The sequence below is a fragment of the Fictibacillus enclensis genome, from assembly GCF_001457035.1.
In the GTDB taxonomy this organism is placed as follows: domain Bacteria; phylum Bacillota; class Bacilli; order Bacillales; family Fictibacillaceae; genus Fictibacillus_C; species Fictibacillus_C enclensis.
Genome location: NZ_KQ758617.1, coordinates 1,995,332 through 2,013,718, shown reverse-complemented (window position 1 = coordinate 2,013,718; position 18,387 = coordinate 1,995,332). Strand labels below are relative to the sequence as shown.

13 protein-coding genes and 1 pseudogene are annotated in these 18,387 nt (G+C 39.8%); 11 read left to right on the top strand and 3 right to left on the bottom strand.

What is annotated here, in order from left to right:
* Positions 1 to 371: 371 nt before the first annotated feature.
* The gene (locus AS030_RS10385) at positions 372 to 1,352 is read left to right on the top strand and encodes an NAD(P)-dependent alcohol dehydrogenase (RefSeq protein WP_061971308.1); all 981 of its coding nucleotides are present in this window, start codon (positions 372 to 374) and stop codon (positions 1,350 to 1,352) included.
* A gap of 16 nt (positions 1,353 to 1,368) precedes the next feature.
* Positions 1,369 to 1,687, top strand: a pseudogene (locus tag AS030_RS10380) (sigma-70 family RNA polymerase sigma factor); the annotation flags it as partial.
* 811 nt (positions 1,688 to 2,498) lie between these two features.
* Here AS030_RS10380 and AS030_RS10375 read toward each other — a convergent pair.
* Complete coding sequence (locus AS030_RS10375) at positions 2,499 to 5,621, bottom strand: efflux RND transporter permease subunit (RefSeq protein WP_061971713.1); 3,123 nt, start codon at positions 5,619 to 5,621, stop codon at positions 2,499 to 2,501.
* A 304-nt stretch (positions 5,622 to 5,925) separates the two neighbouring features.
* Here AS030_RS10375 and AS030_RS10370 point away from each other — a divergent pair, with 304 nt between their 5' ends.
* The 7 genes from AS030_RS10370 to AS030_RS10340 all read left to right on the top strand — a co-directional run bounded on the left by AS030_RS10370 (position 5,926) and on the right by AS030_RS10340 (position 13,401).
* Complete coding sequence (locus AS030_RS10370) at positions 5,926 to 7,203, top strand: VTT domain-containing protein (RefSeq protein ID WP_061971305.1); 1,278 nt, start codon at positions 5,926 to 5,928, stop codon at positions 7,201 to 7,203.
* Positions 7,204 to 7,219: 16 nt separating this feature from the next.
* Positions 7,220 to 7,933 carry a response regulator transcription factor gene (locus AS030_RS10365; RefSeq protein ID WP_061971302.1) on the top strand — a complete coding sequence of 238 codons (714 nt, stop codon included), beginning with the start codon at positions 7,220 to 7,222 and terminating at the stop codon, positions 7,931 to 7,933.
* Complete coding sequence (locus tag AS030_RS10360) at positions 7,908 to 9,287, top strand: sensor histidine kinase (RefSeq protein WP_338082314.1); 1,380 nt, start codon at positions 7,908 to 7,910, stop codon at positions 9,285 to 9,287. Before AS030_RS10365 ends, AS030_RS10360 begins: the two co-directional genes overlap by 26 nt.
* Positions 9,288 to 9,644: 357 nt before the next feature.
* Positions 9,645 to 11,339, top strand: a complete 1,695-nt coding sequence (locus AS030_RS10355; RefSeq protein WP_061971297.1) for a DUF6044 family protein — start codon at positions 9,645 to 9,647, stop codon at positions 11,337 to 11,339.
* Entirely contained in the window at positions 11,336 to 12,337 is a 1,002-nt protein-coding gene (locus tag AS030_RS10350) for a glycosyltransferase family 2 protein (RefSeq protein ID WP_240482249.1), read from the top strand. Before AS030_RS10355 ends, AS030_RS10350 begins: the two co-directional genes overlap by 4 nt.
* Before the next feature lie 70 nt (positions 12,338 to 12,407).
* Entirely contained in the window at positions 12,408 to 12,758 is a 351-nt protein-coding gene (locus tag AS030_RS10345; RefSeq protein WP_338082313.1) for a GtrA family protein, read from the top strand.
* The gene (locus AS030_RS10340) at positions 12,748 to 13,401 is read left to right on the top strand and encodes a phosphatase PAP2 family protein (RefSeq protein WP_061971294.1); all 654 of its coding nucleotides are present in this window, start codon (positions 12,748 to 12,750) and stop codon (positions 13,399 to 13,401) included. The genes AS030_RS10345 and AS030_RS10340 overlap by 11 nt, the downstream gene beginning before the upstream one ends.
* A gap of 146 nt (positions 13,402 to 13,547) precedes the next feature.
* Here AS030_RS10340 and AS030_RS10335 read toward each other — a convergent pair whose 3' ends face one another.
* On the bottom strand, positions 13,548 to 14,144 hold the full coding sequence (locus tag AS030_RS10335; protein ID WP_061971291.1) for an undecaprenyl-diphosphatase: 597 nt from the start codon (positions 14,142 to 14,144) through the stop codon (positions 13,548 to 13,550).
* Between the two features lie 170 nt (positions 14,145 to 14,314).
* Here AS030_RS10335 and AS030_RS10330 point away from each other — a divergent pair, with 170 nt between their 5' ends.
* Entirely contained in the window at positions 14,315 to 15,016 is a 702-nt protein-coding gene (locus AS030_RS10330) for a response regulator transcription factor (RefSeq protein WP_061971289.1), read from the top strand.
* Between the two features lies 1 nt (position 15,017).
* On the top strand, positions 15,018 to 16,385 hold the full coding sequence (locus AS030_RS10325) for a HAMP domain-containing sensor histidine kinase (protein WP_061971286.1): 1,368 nt from the start codon (positions 15,018 to 15,020) through the stop codon (positions 16,383 to 16,385).
* A 322-nt stretch (positions 16,386 to 16,707) separates the two neighbouring features.
* Here the strand turns inward: AS030_RS10325 and AS030_RS10320 are convergent, their stop codons facing one another.
* Positions 16,708 to 17,454 carry a COG4705 family protein gene (locus AS030_RS10320; protein WP_082635785.1) on the bottom strand — a complete coding sequence of 249 codons (747 nt, stop codon included), beginning with the start codon at positions 17,452 to 17,454 and terminating at the stop codon, positions 16,708 to 16,710.
* Between the last annotated feature and the right edge of the window lie 933 nt (positions 17,455 to 18,387).

Genomic DNA, 18,387 nt, shown 5'->3' with positions numbered 1-18,387 from the left:
TTCAGTGACAATGACAAAAAGAAAAAAGCTCAGGCTAAAAGAAGAAAAAGATAATAAACAATTTCGTTTGTGAAACAATCGATTATTGAAATAAACTTATAAGTACTTATTGTGCTAATGGGTGCGTTAGCTGAAGATCAGAGCTGTCTTAAAGGCGGCTTTTTCTAATGCGAACTAAAGGGGCAGGTTAGTTTAAGAAGTAATTAACAAAATAAGGAAGAAATATATAATATTCCACATATATATTAGAGCCATCCATAAAGGTAATCTTCTAAAAATAAATATCCTTTATAACTTCGTTAAAATATGCAATGTAAAGGCAAGTACAGAATGAATTTTTATCAAAACTCAAATGTGAAGGAGAACCCATTATGAAAGCTATGGTATACAATAAATATGGAACGACTAACGTTCTTAACCTAAAAGAGATAGAAATACCTACTCTAAAACAAAATGAAGTATTGGTAAAGATTCATGCAGCTTCTGTAAATTCCTGGGACTGGGACCTCCTTAGAGGTAAACCATTCCTGAATCGCCTTGGGGGTCTTCTAAAACCAAAATACAAAATCCTGGGTGCGGATATAGCAGGAAGGGTTGAAGCAATTGGTAGAGAAGTCAATCATATCTCTGTAGGGGATGAGGTATTCGGAGACATATCCTGGTGTGGTTGGGGTGGGTTTGCGGAATATGTAAGTGTGAATGCAGAGGCATTTACGTTGAAGCCAGCCAGAATGACATTTGAGGAGGCTGCTGCGATACCACAAGCGGGAGTTCTAGCTCTACAGGGGCTTCGTGATATAGGACAGATTCATGAAGCTAAAAACGTCTTAATTAATGGTGCGGGTGGAGGCGTTGGAACATTTGCATTGCAAATTGCCAAATTATATGGAGCTGAAGTAACTTGTGTGGACAGTAAGAAAAAATTAGATACTCTTAAGTCCATTGGTGCAGACCATGTTATTGATTACACTGAAGAAGATTTCGCACAAAAAGGACAGTTCTATGATTTGATTCTCGATGTTGTAGGAACTCGTTCTATTTTCGACTACAAGCGGGTACTAAATCCTAAAGGAAGATATGTTATGATAGGAGGCTCCACGTCTCGAATCTTGCAACTGTTGATACTGGGACCCATGATTTATAAAACTGAAAGTAAGAAAATGGCTATTCTTATTCATAAACCTAATAAAAATGACCAAAATTTTTTAAAGGAACTTTTCGTTGCTGGTAAACTTGTACCTATTATAGATAGACGATACTCGTTACATCAGGTTGAAGAGGCTATTCTTCATCTTGGTGAAGGAAACGTCAAGGGAAAGGTGGTCGTCTGCATGACAAATAATCAGACTTAATTAAAGATACTATGGAATTTATTTAGAATGTTACCAGTCCCGCAAAGATGCGTTTCCGCAGCCCCTCTCCGAGGATGAGGAGAAAGAATACTTAAGTAGGATGGCCGAGGGAGACCAGAAGGCCAGGAGCAAACTGATCGAACACAACTTGCGTTTGGTTGCACATATCGTGAAGAAATTTGATAATACAGGGGAAGATACGGAAGACTTGATTTCCATTGGGACCATTGGGCTCATCAAGGCATTCGAGAGCTATTCAAGAGAGACTTGCGACGTATGCGGCCCGTTGTGTGGAAAATGAGATTCAAATGTCATTACTTGTTCATAAAAAAACGCCTCCACAGCGCATGGTAGTGATTGAACTTCTCCCCCTGTTTTTGTAAGTTCTGGCCTAGGTATGTGTTAGAAAAAGTGCAAAAGACAAACCCCCATTCAAATTAATTTAAATAGGGGTTTGTCTACTGTCTGAAGCTCTGTAGACCGAGCTATTTTATTTTGAGATTAAAAGTTGTAACTGCCCATAAAGAACGAATAACAATAACGAAACCATTAATGATCATTCAGACGTGATCATTTCCAATCTTAGATGGGATAATTCCTTGATTTTTTGCTCATCCTCAACCTATGAGTGCAAGAAGGTCCGACGATTGAATTCGTTGCGACTCTTTTGTTTTGTAATCAAATATTTACATTGTCCCCCAATTATATAAAAACTAGCGAGCCAAATATATAAACAATCAAGTCTAGTCCACTTGATTCAAAAATCCATATTATAACGATAGTAAGTAGGGCGCGGCGGTAAAACGCTGTTGCCTTTTTTACTGTATATAGCTCGGTAAATGATTTCTAATTGCCATACAGTCCGTTTCAATTAGTGTTGGAAAGCGGCGTTGAGATGTTTTTGTTCTCATCTACATATCCATAAATACAGTTATGAAAATGTGAGCGTTTCAAAAAAATTGTCTTTCTAAATTTTCAGTTGGATAGGCAATAAGTATAGGAATAGAGCCTGAGAGTGTTCAATTCTCTCAGGCATCTATTTCCCTACAAGGTGTTTATTATATATGATAGTTTATCTAATTCCCTGGATTTCACCGCATTCGTTGCAAATTAATGCGGCGAAAATCAAAACTTTAAATCAAAACCTTAGTTAACAGTATTTACTGTTGTTGGAGTACTTTTTGAGACAGACTTTTTATGCAGCCATTCATAAATAATAGGAATGATGATAAAACTGTTGATGGTTGAAGTTACCATACCTCCAATAACGACAATACCTAGCGTCTGAGAAATGACTGTATCTGCACTGTGTGATATTGCTAGTGGCAACAACGTTAGGATGGTTGCTGCTGCTGTCATTAAAATCGGCCGAATCCTTGAGAGGCTTCCATTCAGTACCGCCTCGTTCACGGGCATTCCTTCTCTTCGGTTTCTTTCGATCTTATCAATTAACACAATACCATTTGTAACGACGATACCGGTTAGCATCAGAACGCCAATCAATGCCGCTAAGTTCCATTCTCCGTGGAACAGAATTAACGCAATGACCACACCGCTTAAGGCAAGCGGGATGCTTAACAGTACCGATAACGGTGCTCTCCATCCTTTGAAAATGGAAGACGTAATGAGCAACACTAAAAGAATAGAGAATGCGACTGCCACTGACATATCAAAGATCATATCTTTTACTTGCTGCGTGATCCCACCCATTGAATAGGTTACACCTTTAGGAAGTTTCATGCCGCTTAATGCTTGATCTGCCTGGCTTGATACCTTACTGATATCGTTTGAGGTAATCTGTGCGGTCACAAGAGAGAATGGCTGGCCATCTCGTTCGCTAATGGTTGAAGGCGTGTTATCCTTTGAAATTTTAGCAATCTGGTCCAATTTTATCTTTTCACCATTTTTACCAGGTACGGTTTCAGCAGAAAGAGAAGCTAAAACATCACCGGCCGTTGCGTTTAACGTAATGCTGGAGTCCGTTCCACTCGCAATTTGGTCTAAATATTGGTCCACAGGAAGTGCTTTATGATCCACTGTAACGGTAGCATCTTTGGATGGAGCGATATAACGATTAATGACCGGCAGAATGTCTGTCACTTTTATGCCTTTATCCTGCATCGCTTTTTGGTCAAACGTCACCTTATACTTAGGTGAACCATTGGTTAAATCCACTTTTCCATCTACACTTAGATCCGAAACTTTTGATAAGCTGGTTCTTGCTTTTTGAGCTGCTTGGTCCAAGGTTTCTTGGTCCGAACCTGTAAACAGGATACGCATTTGGGAATCGTCACCAGAGATGTTCTGGCTTGTTACCGTATACGTTACATCTTTTGATAATGATGGCAGCTGCTGTTGTAATTGTTTAATGACTGAATCCGCTTCTTTATCATTCTTCAACACAACGGCCAGGTTCGCGACGTTCGGATACGTGATAAAGCCGCCGCCCTGGTCAAACACATCATCACTTTGCGGTGTCATGGTAGACCCGAAATTGGATGAATACGCAGCAACCTTCGGATTATTCTTTAATGCTTTTTCGATCTTTTGCACTTCAGAATCCACTTGTAGTAATGTACTTCCCTTTGGCAATTCTGCTTTAATGGCAATTTGTCCAATTTTTCCGCTCGGTAACAAACTTACAGGAAGGAATGCAGAACACGTTCCAGCGGCCAGGAACACTACGATCGAAGCAATGATCATGGCTTTCTTATGTTTAAAGGCCGATTGCAAAATGGGTTTCATTTTTGTATCGAGTTTGACAGTTTGTTTATCTGCATTTCCGCCTTTCCATCCCATAAAAGCAAGGGCAGGTATAACTAACATTGCGACAAAGAATGAAATGATGAGTGCAATAACGACTGACCAGGCAAAACCGCTGTAGGAGGCACTGATGACCCCTCCGACAAAAGCAATCGGAATATAAACGGCAATCGTGGTAAGCGTTGAGCCCAGAATCGCTGGAATCATTTCAACCACCGATGATGCCAGAATAGAAAGCAATGGTTTATCCTTTTGTTCCTCACGTTTTCTGTACATATTGTCCAGGATCACAATCGAGTCATCGACAATACGGCCCATCGCTACGATCAAACCTGAAACGGTTAAAATGTTTAGCGTGATCCCCATCGATTTTAAGAAAGCTGTGGTTGCCAGTAATGAAATCGGCAGTGAAATGGCAATCAATAAGGTGCTTCTTACATTTCGGAAGAAAAAGAACACACAAATCATCGAGAATAAACAGCCTAATAACCCTTCTCGAATCAATCCGAAAAGTGAGCTGTTCAATTCATGCTCCCGGTCCAGCAGAACACTGAACGAGACATCTTTCGGATTTACGGTATCCAAATGAAGATGTGCCACACGGTCTTTTACTCCATTGGCCACATCCGTGATATTGGCTGATGGTGTCTTAATCACATTTAACGTAACACTTGGTGCTCCATTTGTTCTGGAAACGGTTTTTAGGTCATTTAAGGAATGTGTAATGGTACCGAACGCTGATACAGGAATGACTTTTCCTTCCGAATTCTTAATCGTTGCGTTCTCCATTTGTTTTGGCGTGAATTGCAGTCCATCAAACGACACTGGAATGGATAATTGGTTGTTTATAATCGTTCCCTGTGGCATGGCTGGAACAGCTAACGCAAATGATTTATTGACATCATCCAGTGTTAATCCGTTTTTCACCAGGTCTTTCATGCGAATCGTTAATACATAGCCATCCTTTGCTCCCCCAATGACAGATACATCCGATACACCAGGAACAGATTTTAATTGTTTTACAATTTCCTGTGTGCCAGTGGAGCGCAGGGTTTGTTCATCCAATTTTGAACTTGATATGCTGTATGTCAAAATCGGGAATGAGCTGGTTGTTAATCGTGTTACCGAAGGCGTGCTTGTAAGGGTTTGTGGAAGATCCGCATTTGCTAAAGCTTTGTTTACCTGATCCTCCGCTTGTTTCATGTCCGTATTCATGGGAAAATACAAACTCATAAACAATCCGCCGTCATAGGAAGTGCTTTCCACATTGGATAAGCCATCCACTGTTTTAACGGCACTTGCCAGATTATCGGTGATTTGCTGTTTGACCTGAGCGGCTTGATAACCGGGTACTCTCATACTAACGGAAAGAGTCGTATTGTTAATCCCAGGCAAATAATCTCTCTGCATCTGGTAAGCAGAAATACCTCCCCACGCCAAAATAATGACAACACATACAATCATAAGAATTGCCCGCTGCATGGTTGCCTCCACTATTCGTTTCACTTCATTGCCATCCCCCGTCATTTTTATAAAAATAACCCAATTATTTTATGCGTTTCGTTCAATCAATTTGGGCAATCTAATCATACGAAATAAATTTTTAGTTTCTCCTTAACAAAGGATTAATATTTGATTAAAACTAATAACCTCGGTTTAAGATTTAGACTGGGCGTATAACCTTTTTGTTCTATTAATAAAAGATTAATAATTCCTTAATCTGAAAACCTTTCTTAAAAATAGTGGTACATTGAAAAAGAAACGGTATTGATTAGTAATCATTTTTCTGTTTATATTCGGGGGCAGTTTCATGTCACATTTAATCACTTTATTTGAACAGCACAGTTATTTGATCTTATTTATAGGAATTTTTCTGGAGCTGATGGCTCTCCCTATTTCGGGAGAATTCTTAATGAGTTACGCTGGATATTTTGTCTATCAAGGCAAGATGAATTATATTTTGGCCCTCTTGGTGGTGGTTGCTTCAGCCGGTGCCGGTATTACCGTCACGTACTGGATTGGCAAAGCAGGGGGCTATAAATTAGTTGAAAAGTATGGGAAGTACATCCACCTTGGACCTGAAAGGTATCAAAAAACATCTGCCTGGTTTGAGCGGTCAGGCAGTAAGCTATTAGTTTTCGCTTACTTTATTCCGGGGATCAGGCATTTTACTGGTTACATTTCGGGGATTTCCAGATTGCCTTTTAACAAATTCATTATTCCAGCCTATACAGGAGCCATATTATGGGGGATTTGCTTTATTACGCTTGGCAAGGTTCTGGGACCGCAATGGGAAACATTCCATCAAGCTGCCAGTAAATATGTAATCATATTTGTCATTGTGGCAGGTGTATTAGTAGTTAGCTATTTTGCTTACCGTTTTTATAAAGTACAAATTAAAGATTTTTTTATTCATTGGATCAATCGTTTGATTAAAAAGCTAAAAACAATCAGAGCGACCGAAATTTTTCTTGTTTTCCTTACTCTTGTATTCATTGGAATGGTTACGTTAATGCTCGGACTTGCTCAAGACTATATTTATAATGAATTTACTCAGTTTAACGATATTGCGGAATATATGGCCCAATCAGTGATTTACAGTAACTGGATGAGGGGGATTTTAGTTTTCCAATCTCCCCTGGCTATGGGACTTATTATGGCGGGAGCCATGATTGGTATTTGGCATAAAAGACAGAACAGAGGATTGGAATATCTTCTCCTTAGTGTTTCAGTGTTGGGCGCAAAGCCCTTTCACGATACAGTCTTGGGGGTGTTTTCTTACTTACAGTCCATCGGTTTCATCAAGCAGCCTCATTCGGCTAATTTTCCTGACTTTAACGCGACTATTATAATAATTGTTTATGGCGTTTGTTTGTTTTTGCTTGTTCGCCATTCGAAAAATAATTACTTTTATATACTCGCTGCTCTCGTTGGTTTAGTTATTTTTCTTGGACTGGCCGTTATAAACATTGCTGTAACCCCAGTTCTTCCAAGTGATATTGTGGGTGGATATGTCTATGGCGGTGTTTGGATCTTTTTTAACTTCTTATTGTTTGAAATGATAAGGCTTGTATTGGAAAAGCATTAGAAGGGTTGAATTTAAAATGAAAACAACAATTTTAGTGATTGAGGATGAGACTCAAATTGCGCGGGTTTTGAAGATGGAGCTGGAGTACGAAGGGTACCGGGTCGCCGTTGAGCATGATGGTGCATCAGGTTTAAAAGCCGCTATGGAATCCGAGGCCGACTTAATTTTATTGGATGTCATGCTGCCAGGAATAAGCGGCATAGAAGTATTAAGGCGATTGAGAAAAACTAACAAGAAAACGCCGGTAATTCTTCTCACTGCCCGAAATGCAACATGGGATAAAGTGGCAGGGCTGGATCATGGAGCAAATGACTATGTGACAAAGCCATTTGAAATTGAAGAATTACTAGCTCGTATCAGAGCTTGTCTCCGGAACAGCGAGAAAGTAGAAACGAACGAGAACCCCTCCTTATTATCGGTCGAAGATTTAATCATTAATACGGAAACAAGAGAAGTGACAAGGGCTGGTCAACCTATTACGCTAACGCCCAAGGAGTACGACTTTCTGGTGTATTTAATTCTTAATAAAAACAAAGTAGTGACAAGAGAGAAGATCATTATCAACGTGTGGGGATATGAGTATGAGGGCGAAACCAATGTTATTGATGTATTCATAAGGCACTTGAGACAAAAGGTGGATACGAACTTTTCTTTCCCATTAATTCATACTGTCAGAGGGATTGGCTACACCATCAAGGAGAAAAATGGTGAAAATCACAACAAAAATTAATCTTCTAACCACTGCCTGGATGTTGTGTATCTTGATACTTACTAATTTTTTGGTTTTCTTTTTATTTATGAAAAACACTGTAACTATGGATGAGAATATGCTTTTTCAAAAGTCGAAGGATATTATGGCAGAGATTCACCTCAATCAGTCATCTTCTCAAATGGAGGAAACATTACGAGATTCGCTAACGGAACATTCCTTTATCCGTGTAATAGGACCTAAAAACAAGGTCATCCTCCATGAAACAAACGATAAGTTACTTTCAAAGAAAATAAAAGGAAAGTATACAACAAAAAAGCAGACTCAAACCCATATTATTTTTGCTGAACATGGAGAAGAACAAGTATTAGTGGTTCGTGTTCCCATAAAGAATGGTACGAATTTCAAAGGAAGTTTGGAAATCGCAGAACGCCTGCAAGGTCTTGAAGCCAGAAGGGAGCTTCTTAGAGTCATTTTAATTTCCTCCACGGTTATAGCTGCCTTTTTATCCTTGCTTGGAGGACGATGGTTAGCCAATATGATCATGCGGCCGATCTCTAATATGATCCATACGATGGAGGATATAGAAAAGAGCGGGGTGCCGAAAACCATCAGTATTCAAGATAACACCAAAGATGAACTTCAAACCATGGCCAAAACCTTTAATCGGATGATTGCCAGGCTTCAACTAAATATAGAGAAACAAAGACAATTCGTTTCAGATGCTTCTCATGAATTAAAAACACCGTTAACCGTGATAAAAAGTTATGCCAATCTATTGAGACGACATGGGCTGAAAAACAAGAAGATGACGGATGAAGCCATCGCAGCTATTCATTTAGAAGCAACAAGGATCCAAAAAATGACTGAAACTTTCCTTGATTTAGCTGAATTAGAGAATGAAACTCTACTCGAAACAGATCAGTTTGACCTGGTGTCTTTATGTAAAAGTATCATTAAGCAATTCAAACAAGTGTATAAACGTGAGATAAGCTTTCACTATAAAGAAAATCAAATCCTGATGGATGGTGATGAATTAAAAATCAAGCAAGTTATCATTATTTTATTAGATAATGCCATAAAATACAGCAATGAAAAAATTGATGTATTTCTAGAAGGACATGAAAATCAAGTCCTGGTTCGTGTAAAGGATTATGGTATTGGAATCCCTGAAGATGAGATCCAGCACATTTTTGAACGATTTTACAGAGTCGATAAAGCAAGAAGTCGAGAGACTGGAGGTTCTGGTTTAGGTCTTCCAATAGCCAAAAGTATTATGAATTTACACAAGGGAGAAATCAATTTGATAAGTACACAAGGGGAAGGAACAGAGGTAATATTAAGATTTTCACAAAAAAACAATTTACTAAAATAGCTGTGGTGTTGTTGAAATATAATCCTTTTATCGGAAACGCAATCGAAAATATTTTTCAAATTCCAGCATATTTGTTCAGTGTAAGATGCGTTCAACAGTAGAATGCTTCGATAACATGTAAATTCTCCTTCAAACCGTATCTGGTCTCATTCTGCAATAAAAAAAGCTTGTAGACATGAGACTTTGTCAACAAGCTGAAGCTGCCAAATTTGGCAGCTTTTTTTAGCAATGAATCTTAACAATAAAAAAATTAATCCTTTTTTAATGGAGAATTAAGGGTCTTTTCATGGGAGAAGGGTACTGTTTTAAATGAATTATTAGAGATATAAAGGATGATGACTTATAAATTGGAGTAGGATGTGGAGTGAACTTGAACTAAAAAATAAACATTTATGGCTGGCTTGGCTCTTATTGGCCGTATACCTGTCACCTCTTTTTATTCTCGGGGAGAATGCCCATATCCGGGTACATGACAACCTTGATTCCAATATCGCCTGGTATAAGGTATTGCGGGAAAGCGGTCTGCTGTTTGGACCGGTCGACAGCACTGTTCCTCAAATTATAAACGGCCTGCCCCGGGATACCTTCGGGACAGAGTTCAGCGGGATCGAGTGGCTGCATCATTTATTCCCATCGATGATGGCATTTGCCCTGAGCCAGGCGATTACAAGATGTTTTGCATTCATGGGGATGTACCTTTTGCTGAAAAAACATTTTCTGAAGGAACCCGAGGTGTGGCCCATTTCAGTTTGGGTGTCTTTCGCATTTGCAATCACGCCTTTTTGGCCATCCGGGATGCTTAGCACCTTGGGCATGCCCCTTGCTTTATGGGCCTTTTTAAATATCCGAAATGGGGACAGCACGCCTAAAAACTGGCTGACCCTTATTCTTCTTCCTTTGTATTCCAGCTTCGTGCTTGGATTTTTTTTCTTTTTGGCCTCCATGGGTATTTTCTGGCTTTATGACGCTCTCATTCGGAAGAAGCGAAACTGGGTATTTTTTGGGGGAATTGCCCTGATGACGGCAGTATACCTTCTGGTGGAATACCGGCTTGTTTATTCATTGCTGTTTCCACAAGAGCCAACCAGCAGGGATGAGTTTGTCAGTTCAAATCTGGGATTTTGGCATGCTGTAAGATTAACGTTTGAAAACTACCTGCTTGGCCACACCCATGTAATGACCCTGCATACCGCTGTGATCCTGCCTGTTCTGTTTATCGTGATGTGGAAAATTTGGAAATCGGGGATCAAAACCGAAAAGACATTTATATGGATGTTTATGATTAATATTATTTTGTCCGTTTGGTATGCTTTTTGGTTTTATAAGGGATGGCAGCCAATCAAGGATAAAGTCAGTCTTTTAAATACCTTTAATTTTGCGAGGTTCCATTTCCTTCGGCCACTGATCATTTATCTTTTGTTCGGCCTTGGCTGCCGCTTTTTATGGAAAATGGGATCTGGCTGGAAAAAGGCCGTTAAATGGGCGCTTGTTCTGCAGATCCTGATCTTGTTCGGGGCAAATCCTGAAATTGATTACAGAGTAATAGGAAAACCCTCCTTTAAAGAATTTTATGCAGAAAAACAATTTGAACAAATCAAAGAGTATATCGGAAAGCCGCAGTCGTCATACCGGGTGGCAAGCATTGGGCTACACCCGTCCATCGCCCAGTATAATGGCTTTTATACACTTGATACGTATAACAACTACTACCCTTTGTCCTATAAAAAGAAGTTCAGGAAAATCATTGCGCCAGAGCTGGAAAAGAACCGTATCCTTCGGACCTACTTCGATGATTGGGGAAATCGCTGTTATATCTTCGTCGATGAATTGGGGAAGAATTATGATTTTACAAAGAACTCCGATAAGAAAATCCGCCATCTTGATCTAAATACCGATGCTTTCAAGCAGTTGGGCGGCGATTATTTCTTTTCAGCAGTTCCAATCGAAAATGCTCAGGAAAACAGACTTAAGTTTCTGAAAGCATTCAGTGAAAAAGATTCGGCATGGAAAATTTATCTGTATAAAGTACAAACCAAACAGGAGGGATTATGAAAATGAACAATCCATATGTAACGATTGTCATTCCGTGTTATAACGAAGAGGATGTGCTGGAAGATACGTTGCAGCAGCTGGGTCAATTGCTGGAGAACATGATTGAAGACAGCATGGTTGCCCCTGCAAGCGACCTATTGTTTGTGGATGACGGAAGCAAGGACAACACGTGGGATATCCTTGAAATGTCAAAATACAGTTTCGTGAAAGGCCTTAAGCTGACAAGGAATTCCGGTCATCAAAACGCATTATACGCTGGTTTAATGGCTGCCAAGGACCAGGCAGACTGTGTGATATCGATTGATGCCGATCTTCAGGATGATATCAACGCCATTCCGAAGATGATTGAAAAGTACATGCTGGGCAATGAAATTGTATACGGCGTAAGAAGCAAAAGAGATACAGATACGTTTTTCAAACGGACGACAGCCTTGGGATTTTACCGTTTTATGAATAAAATTGGGATTGATCTGGTCGAGAACCATGCGGATTTCCGTCTAATGAGTTCCAGAGCCTTACATGAATTATCCAACTATAAAGAACAAAATCTTTTCCTTCGCGGCTTGGTTCCCCTTATTGGACTTCCATCTTCAACCGTTGCTTATGAACGGAAGGAGAGGAAGGCGGGTGAATCCAAATACCCTTTAAAGAAGATGCTTTCTTTTGCTTTTGACGGCATCACGTCTTTCAGTGTGGCACCCATACGCCTGGTAACCATGATTGGACTGCTGTCTGTTATCCTTAGCTCTGCAGCCGGCCTTTACGCGTTAACGCAAAAGTTCTTGGGCCATACGGAATCCGGCTGGACCTCACTGATTATTTCGATTTGGCTCATCGGTGGTCTGCAGCTCCTCGGAATTGGCCTATTAGGGGAATATATCGGGAAAATCTTCACGGAAGTAAAAAGACGGCCAAAATATGCCATTGAAATCGATAAATATACCAAGAAAAACACTGTTTTTCCGTCCGTTCATCTTGAAGGAACGCGAAATGACTGACCATTCTTTTTTTCGCTTCCTATTAGTAGGGGTGGCAAATACTGCAGTTGGACTATCTTCCATTTAAATATTGCTTCATTGGGGAGGGTTGGAATATTGGCCGGCAACTTTTTTGGGTAATGCAGCCGGGGCATTGGTAAGCTATTTTCTGAACCGTACGTTTACCTTTAGAAGCAGTGAAAAGATGGGGAGCAGTTCGATCCGATTTGTGGCAGTCATTTTTGTTTGCTATTATGCAGCTTACTCATTAGGCAGGGAGACAGCTGACTTCTTGGCGAACACGGTTCATTTCCTTCCTTCCCTCTTTCAAAAAGATGTTTCTGTTTTGGCTGGGACTGTTCTTTATACACTATTCAACTACCTTGGACAGAGGAATTTTGTTTTCAGGAAAAAGGAGGAGAGGAGGAGACATGCTGCATAATTTTTCACGAAAAAAAATAGACCCTGCCATTGTTCTTATCCTTCTTTTTGCAGCAGGGTTCAGTCTGCTTGCATTTCTGGTAATGAGCAATGCCGTTTTCCCTGCTGACATGGCAATTATCAGCTTTGTCCAGGGATTTGAGTCTCCACTCTTCACAACCGTCATGAGATTCTTTACCTTTATAGGATCATTTCCCGTGGTCCTTGGTATCAGTGTGTTAATCCTTCTGCTCCTGTTTAAACTGTACAAACAAAAGGCGGAGCTGATCGTCTTCATGATTGTATTGGTGGGCAGCCCACTGTTTAATGAGGGGTTAAAACGATTTTTTCATCGAGTACGCCCTGAATACCACAGGCTAATAGACATCGGGGGATTCAGTTTTCCGAGTGGACATTCCATGAATGCTTTTTCTTTGTATGGAATTCTTGCTTTTCTCCTTTGGAGGCATATTCGCTCAAGAGCAGGAAGGACAACATTGGTACTATTTAGCGTTTTTATGATCCTTCTTATCGGTATAAGCAGGATTTATCTTGGCGTTCACTATCCCAGCGATGTTCTTGGAGGCTATACCGCTAGTGGATGCTGGGTAGCAGTGGTGATATGGAGCTTTCAGAAATACAAAGATAGAAGGAAGAGCAAATGAAAAGTGGAGGCGACTGACTTGCAGTGAAAAGTAAAAAGAGTGCGAAATGCACTCTTTTCAGACCGTAGACAAAACCCTTTTCAATTTTCTTTGAAAAGCAAGCGAACGTTTTAAAGTTAGTCTTAAAAAACATGTTGAAATGGGAATCACAGCTTTTCCTTTCTTTCAAGTTCCTTGTCTTGAAAGAACTTAACTTTACGAGAGAGATTCATTACAAACTGAACGAAAGGTTCCAGCTTGGCTGAAAAGTGCAATATAAGATATCCGCAAGCATATGCCAGGAGTGCACTTCCGGCTACATCGACCGGATAATGAACACCGACAAAGATGCGCGAAATGCCAACCAATGCCGCCCAGCAAAGGACAGGTATCCGCCAAGTACTACTTCTCATCCATAAAATCCATGCGATAGAGAATACTACTAGGGCATGATCACTGACAAATGAGGAGTCCTTGGCATGAGGAATCAGTTTGTGTACATGCTGCACAGCGAACGGCCGTGGATGATAATAAACAAGATGAAATATGATATTCAGCACTAATGCAAGAGCGACAGTACAGCCAGCATAAATTGCCGTGCGTTTGTTTTCTATATCATTCATTTTTCCTGAAGTAAACCATAGCATCAACATGATCGCTGCAGCTGTATAAGATACACTGCTTGACAGTAAAATCATACTTTTATCTAAAATAGCTGATTGCGTTGCCCAGCTATTAACCCAATGAAAAATCATATTATTCATAGACTGCTCTCCTTTATTTGACTATCAAAGTGGATGATCCTGGACCAAAACAAAGTATAGACCGGTTAGCTGAAAAAACACTGAAGTCTACATTAAAATTCAATGAAAATAAGAAATTCGGATTGGGTCTCATGGTAAAGTTTAAGGAGCGCAAGAAAGAAGGAATAGAAATGAAGCAGCGGATACTAGTGGTTGAAGATGAAGTGCAGATTGCTAAAGTTCTTAAGATTGAATTGGAATATGAGGCGTATGATGTTCATGTTGAGCATGATGGGCAATCTGGACTTGAACAGGCTCTTCGCGAAGAGTACAACTTAATCCTCCTAGATGTGATGCTTCCGAAACTAAGCGGAGTAGAGATGTTGAGGCGGCTGAGGAAAGCAGGCACAAATACACCAGTTATTTTATTAACCGCCCGAAATTCAACGCTGGATAAAGTAATGGGATTGGATCTCGGAGCGAACGATTATGTGACAAAGCCATTCGTGATGGAGGAACTGCTCGCACGCGTAAGATCCACCATACGCTATTATTCTTCAATCCTTAACATAAAAGCAGGAGGAACTGAGGGGCAAAAGCTTTTCTTCAAGGATTTAAGTGTGGACACGGAAACGAGGGAAGTCTCAAGAAACGGGACAAGCATTTTTTTAACGCCTAAAGAGTACGATTTGCTTGTATACCTTCTTCATCATAAAAACAAAATCGTCACACGCGATGGAATTATAACAAATGTCTGGGGCTATGAATTTGAAGGAGAGACCAATGTTATTGATGTTTACATTCGCCATTTGAGGAAAAAACTTAAAGATAATTCTCCGGATTCACTCATACAGACCGTTCGCGGTGTAGGATATACCATGAAGGAGAAGTAAAGTGAAAATTACCACAAAGATTAACCTCTTAACAACAGCCTGGCTCGTTTTTATTCTATTGATTATGAATGTCCTCGTCTTTTTCACCTTCATGAAAACGATTGGCACTATTGAAGAACGGTTTCTCAATCAGAAGGCTCATGAGATCATCAAAAGAACAGAAAAGAAAGGACCAGAGGAATTAACGAAGGATCTGCTGGAGGTCTATCTTTCTGACCATTCTTTCATCCGGATCGTGGACAAGCATTCGGCGGTCATCAAGCAAATTACGGATGATACAGAATTAGCAAACGTACAACCAGAGTTTACACGCAAGGAAAAGTCCGAAATGCGGCAGATCGGTGAGGAACAGTTTCAAATTGTACGTGTCCCCATCTCCATCAATCATAATGTTTCCTATTCGATGGAAATCGCGCAAAGGGTAACGGGTCTAGAAGTGATGAAGGACAAGCTTTTATCCATCTTGGCAGCATGTTCAGGAATTACGCTTCTCCTCTCATTGGCTGGGGGCACACTGCTTTCCAGCGTGATTATGAAACCCATCTCAAGAATAATCAGAACGATGGAGGATATCGAGCAAAGCGGAGTCCCAAAAACAATATTCATTCAGAACCGCTCGAAAGATGAACTTTATACACTTGCCAACACTTTTAATCGCATGATCAGCCGTTTACAGGAAAACATCAATAGACAGAAACAATTTGCTTCTGATGCCTCCCATGAGTTGAAAACCCCGATCACGGTCATCGGCAGCTATGCCGACTTATTACTGCGGCGAGGTGTTAATAACGTCAAACATTCCAGGGACGCAATTGAAGCCATTCATCAGGAAGCGATGCGGATGCAAAAGATGACCGAGACACTGCTTGATTTGGCATCTTCTGAAAATGAAACCTCCATTGATGTGGGCAAGGTGAACCTGACACAAGTATGCGAAAACTTGGTGATGCAGCTTCAAAGTGTGTATAAACGTGAAATCCTTCTTCACAAGGAAAATAAACCTGTTATTGTTGAAGCCGACGAGCTGAAGATGAAACAGGTTATCATTATCGTTCTTGATAATGCGAGCAAGTACAGCAAATCGAAAATCGAAGTTACAGTTGGCGAAGATGAGGGGGACGCCTTCATTAGGGTAAAAGATAGCGGAGTTGGGATACCGGAAGAAGACCTTGACAACATCTTTGAAAGGTTTTACAGGGTAGATAAAGCAAGGTCTAGAGAAACAGGCGGCACTGGCCTTGGATTATCCATTGCGAAAACAATCATGAAACTCCATCGAGGCGATATTTTTATACAAAGTAAAGAAGGGAAAGGGACTGAAGTGGAATTAAGAATTCCTGTTTTATTCAAAAAGACTGAAGGCGCCTAAACATTAAAATTTACTGAGAAGAACATTAAATATAAATGAATGCTACAGTGTAAACAAACTGTAGCAATTCTAAAAAAAGTCCTTTCGCTCTTACCCACTGGTTCTCTTTCATTTGGCGGCAAGGATGAATATGTAACATGTCCTGAATGCGAAGGCACGGGAAAATTTGTTAATGGTATAGCTTATGACTACTGTGATGGAGAAAAGGCAAGATTGAAGAGTCAAAGTACTATGAAATACTTTTCAAAGGTGACTATGAAGAAATATAGAAAGCTGTCACAAAAAGAAAGCGCTCCGAATCAAGGAACGCTTTCTTTTTGTGTTATTCTTCTACCGGGATCTCGTCTCTCCGGGTCTTTGTTAAATATATTACGAGAGCTAATATAATTGCCAAGAAAATCATACTTGTTCCAGTCGTTCCGAGACCAAGCCCTCCTGCATGACGGGACTGGGAAAGAAAATCTCCGATGGATGCTCCAAGTGGACGTGTTAAAATATAGGCAATCCAAAAGGAAAGAACAGCATTCATATTAAACTTGAAAAAGGCAAGAGTTACTAAAGCTATGACAACCGCGAAAAGGATGCCTGATTTCCAATAGCCTAATCCAATATCTTCAGAAACAAGATCTCCTGCTGCTGTACCGAGTGCAAAGGTAAATAAAATAGCGAGCCAGTAAAATGTCTCTCGTCTCGTTGTAAAGATGGAGTGAATGGAGAGCGTCTTTTCACTCTTATACCAGGCGGCGAATGTAATCGCCAAGATGATGGAAAAGACAATCGTTGATGTAACGAGCGGCACTCCAAAATGGTCAGTGAGATTGTCGGTAATCAGCGTTCCGACTACGCTGATCAACACGACAGCAAGCCAATAGACGCCAGGAATATATTTTCTCGCCTTAAATTGAAAAATAAGGGTGATGATTAATAGAGCGCTCATGACAAAGGTTGTATTCGTGAGTCCCCAGTGCAGCTTGAATGTGAGAAAGTCGGCTGCTGTTTCCCCAACGGTTGTGGCCATAATTTTTATAATCCAAAAGAAAATGGTCACCTCGGGGACTTTATTCAGCATCTTGCGGCCAAGAGAGGGTTCTCTTGTTTCAATAATCGTATCCAATCGTGTTTCCTCCTTTTTTAAGGCAATAATGAGTACAACATCAACCTTACATAGGAAGAATGAAAATCACCTGAAAAACAAATTAAAAATGTGTGAAAAAGAGAATTTGTTATTCAACTAACGGGGCAGTTTAGTGGAAGAAGATTTGTCACAAAATACCATTGGTATTCTCGTAATTATACTTATAAAATGAAGCAAATCATCCTATAAGAGAGTGAAAAACTTGAAGCATAATCGACTTTTATTCTTAGCGTTAGCAAGTAGCATATTGGTTATTTTAATTGCATTTTTTCAATGGTATTTAATGATATAATAACCGAATTTTTAATGCTTCCCATTTGGTTAGTGATATTTGGATTTTTTATTTTCATTACAGTGAAGACCATTATCAATTTATTTAAAAAGAAGGATTGGAAGCCGTTCACAATCCAGTTATTAACTATCTTACTGTGGCTGTTCTTTCCTTTTACTCAAGTTATGTTAGATTAGGACTTCAAAATGAATAAATCAGAAAGAGAAGAAGTAGTGGAAATGGTGGAAAAAGGTACTCTGAAACCAAATGTTTCATACGATTCATCACTTATCCTATTACCTAAAAAAAAATGAACAACTATCTAAAGGTGTTGGAGAAATTGTTATTGAAAAAAACGATGACCTGGTTTTGTTCTTCACATACCGTGGAATGTTAGATAATTTCTCTGGGTTCGTATACCCAATGATAAAAAGCCAAATCAAAGTGATTTTGATGGAGATTTTAAACAAATAAAAAAGTTAGATAAAAATTGGTATTTTGTAGGTTCTTATTAAGCTAACGGGTGCAGGAGTTGAACCAAACGGGGGTATCAGAAAATGTCATCAAATAACAGAACAATGATGGACAGTGCGTTG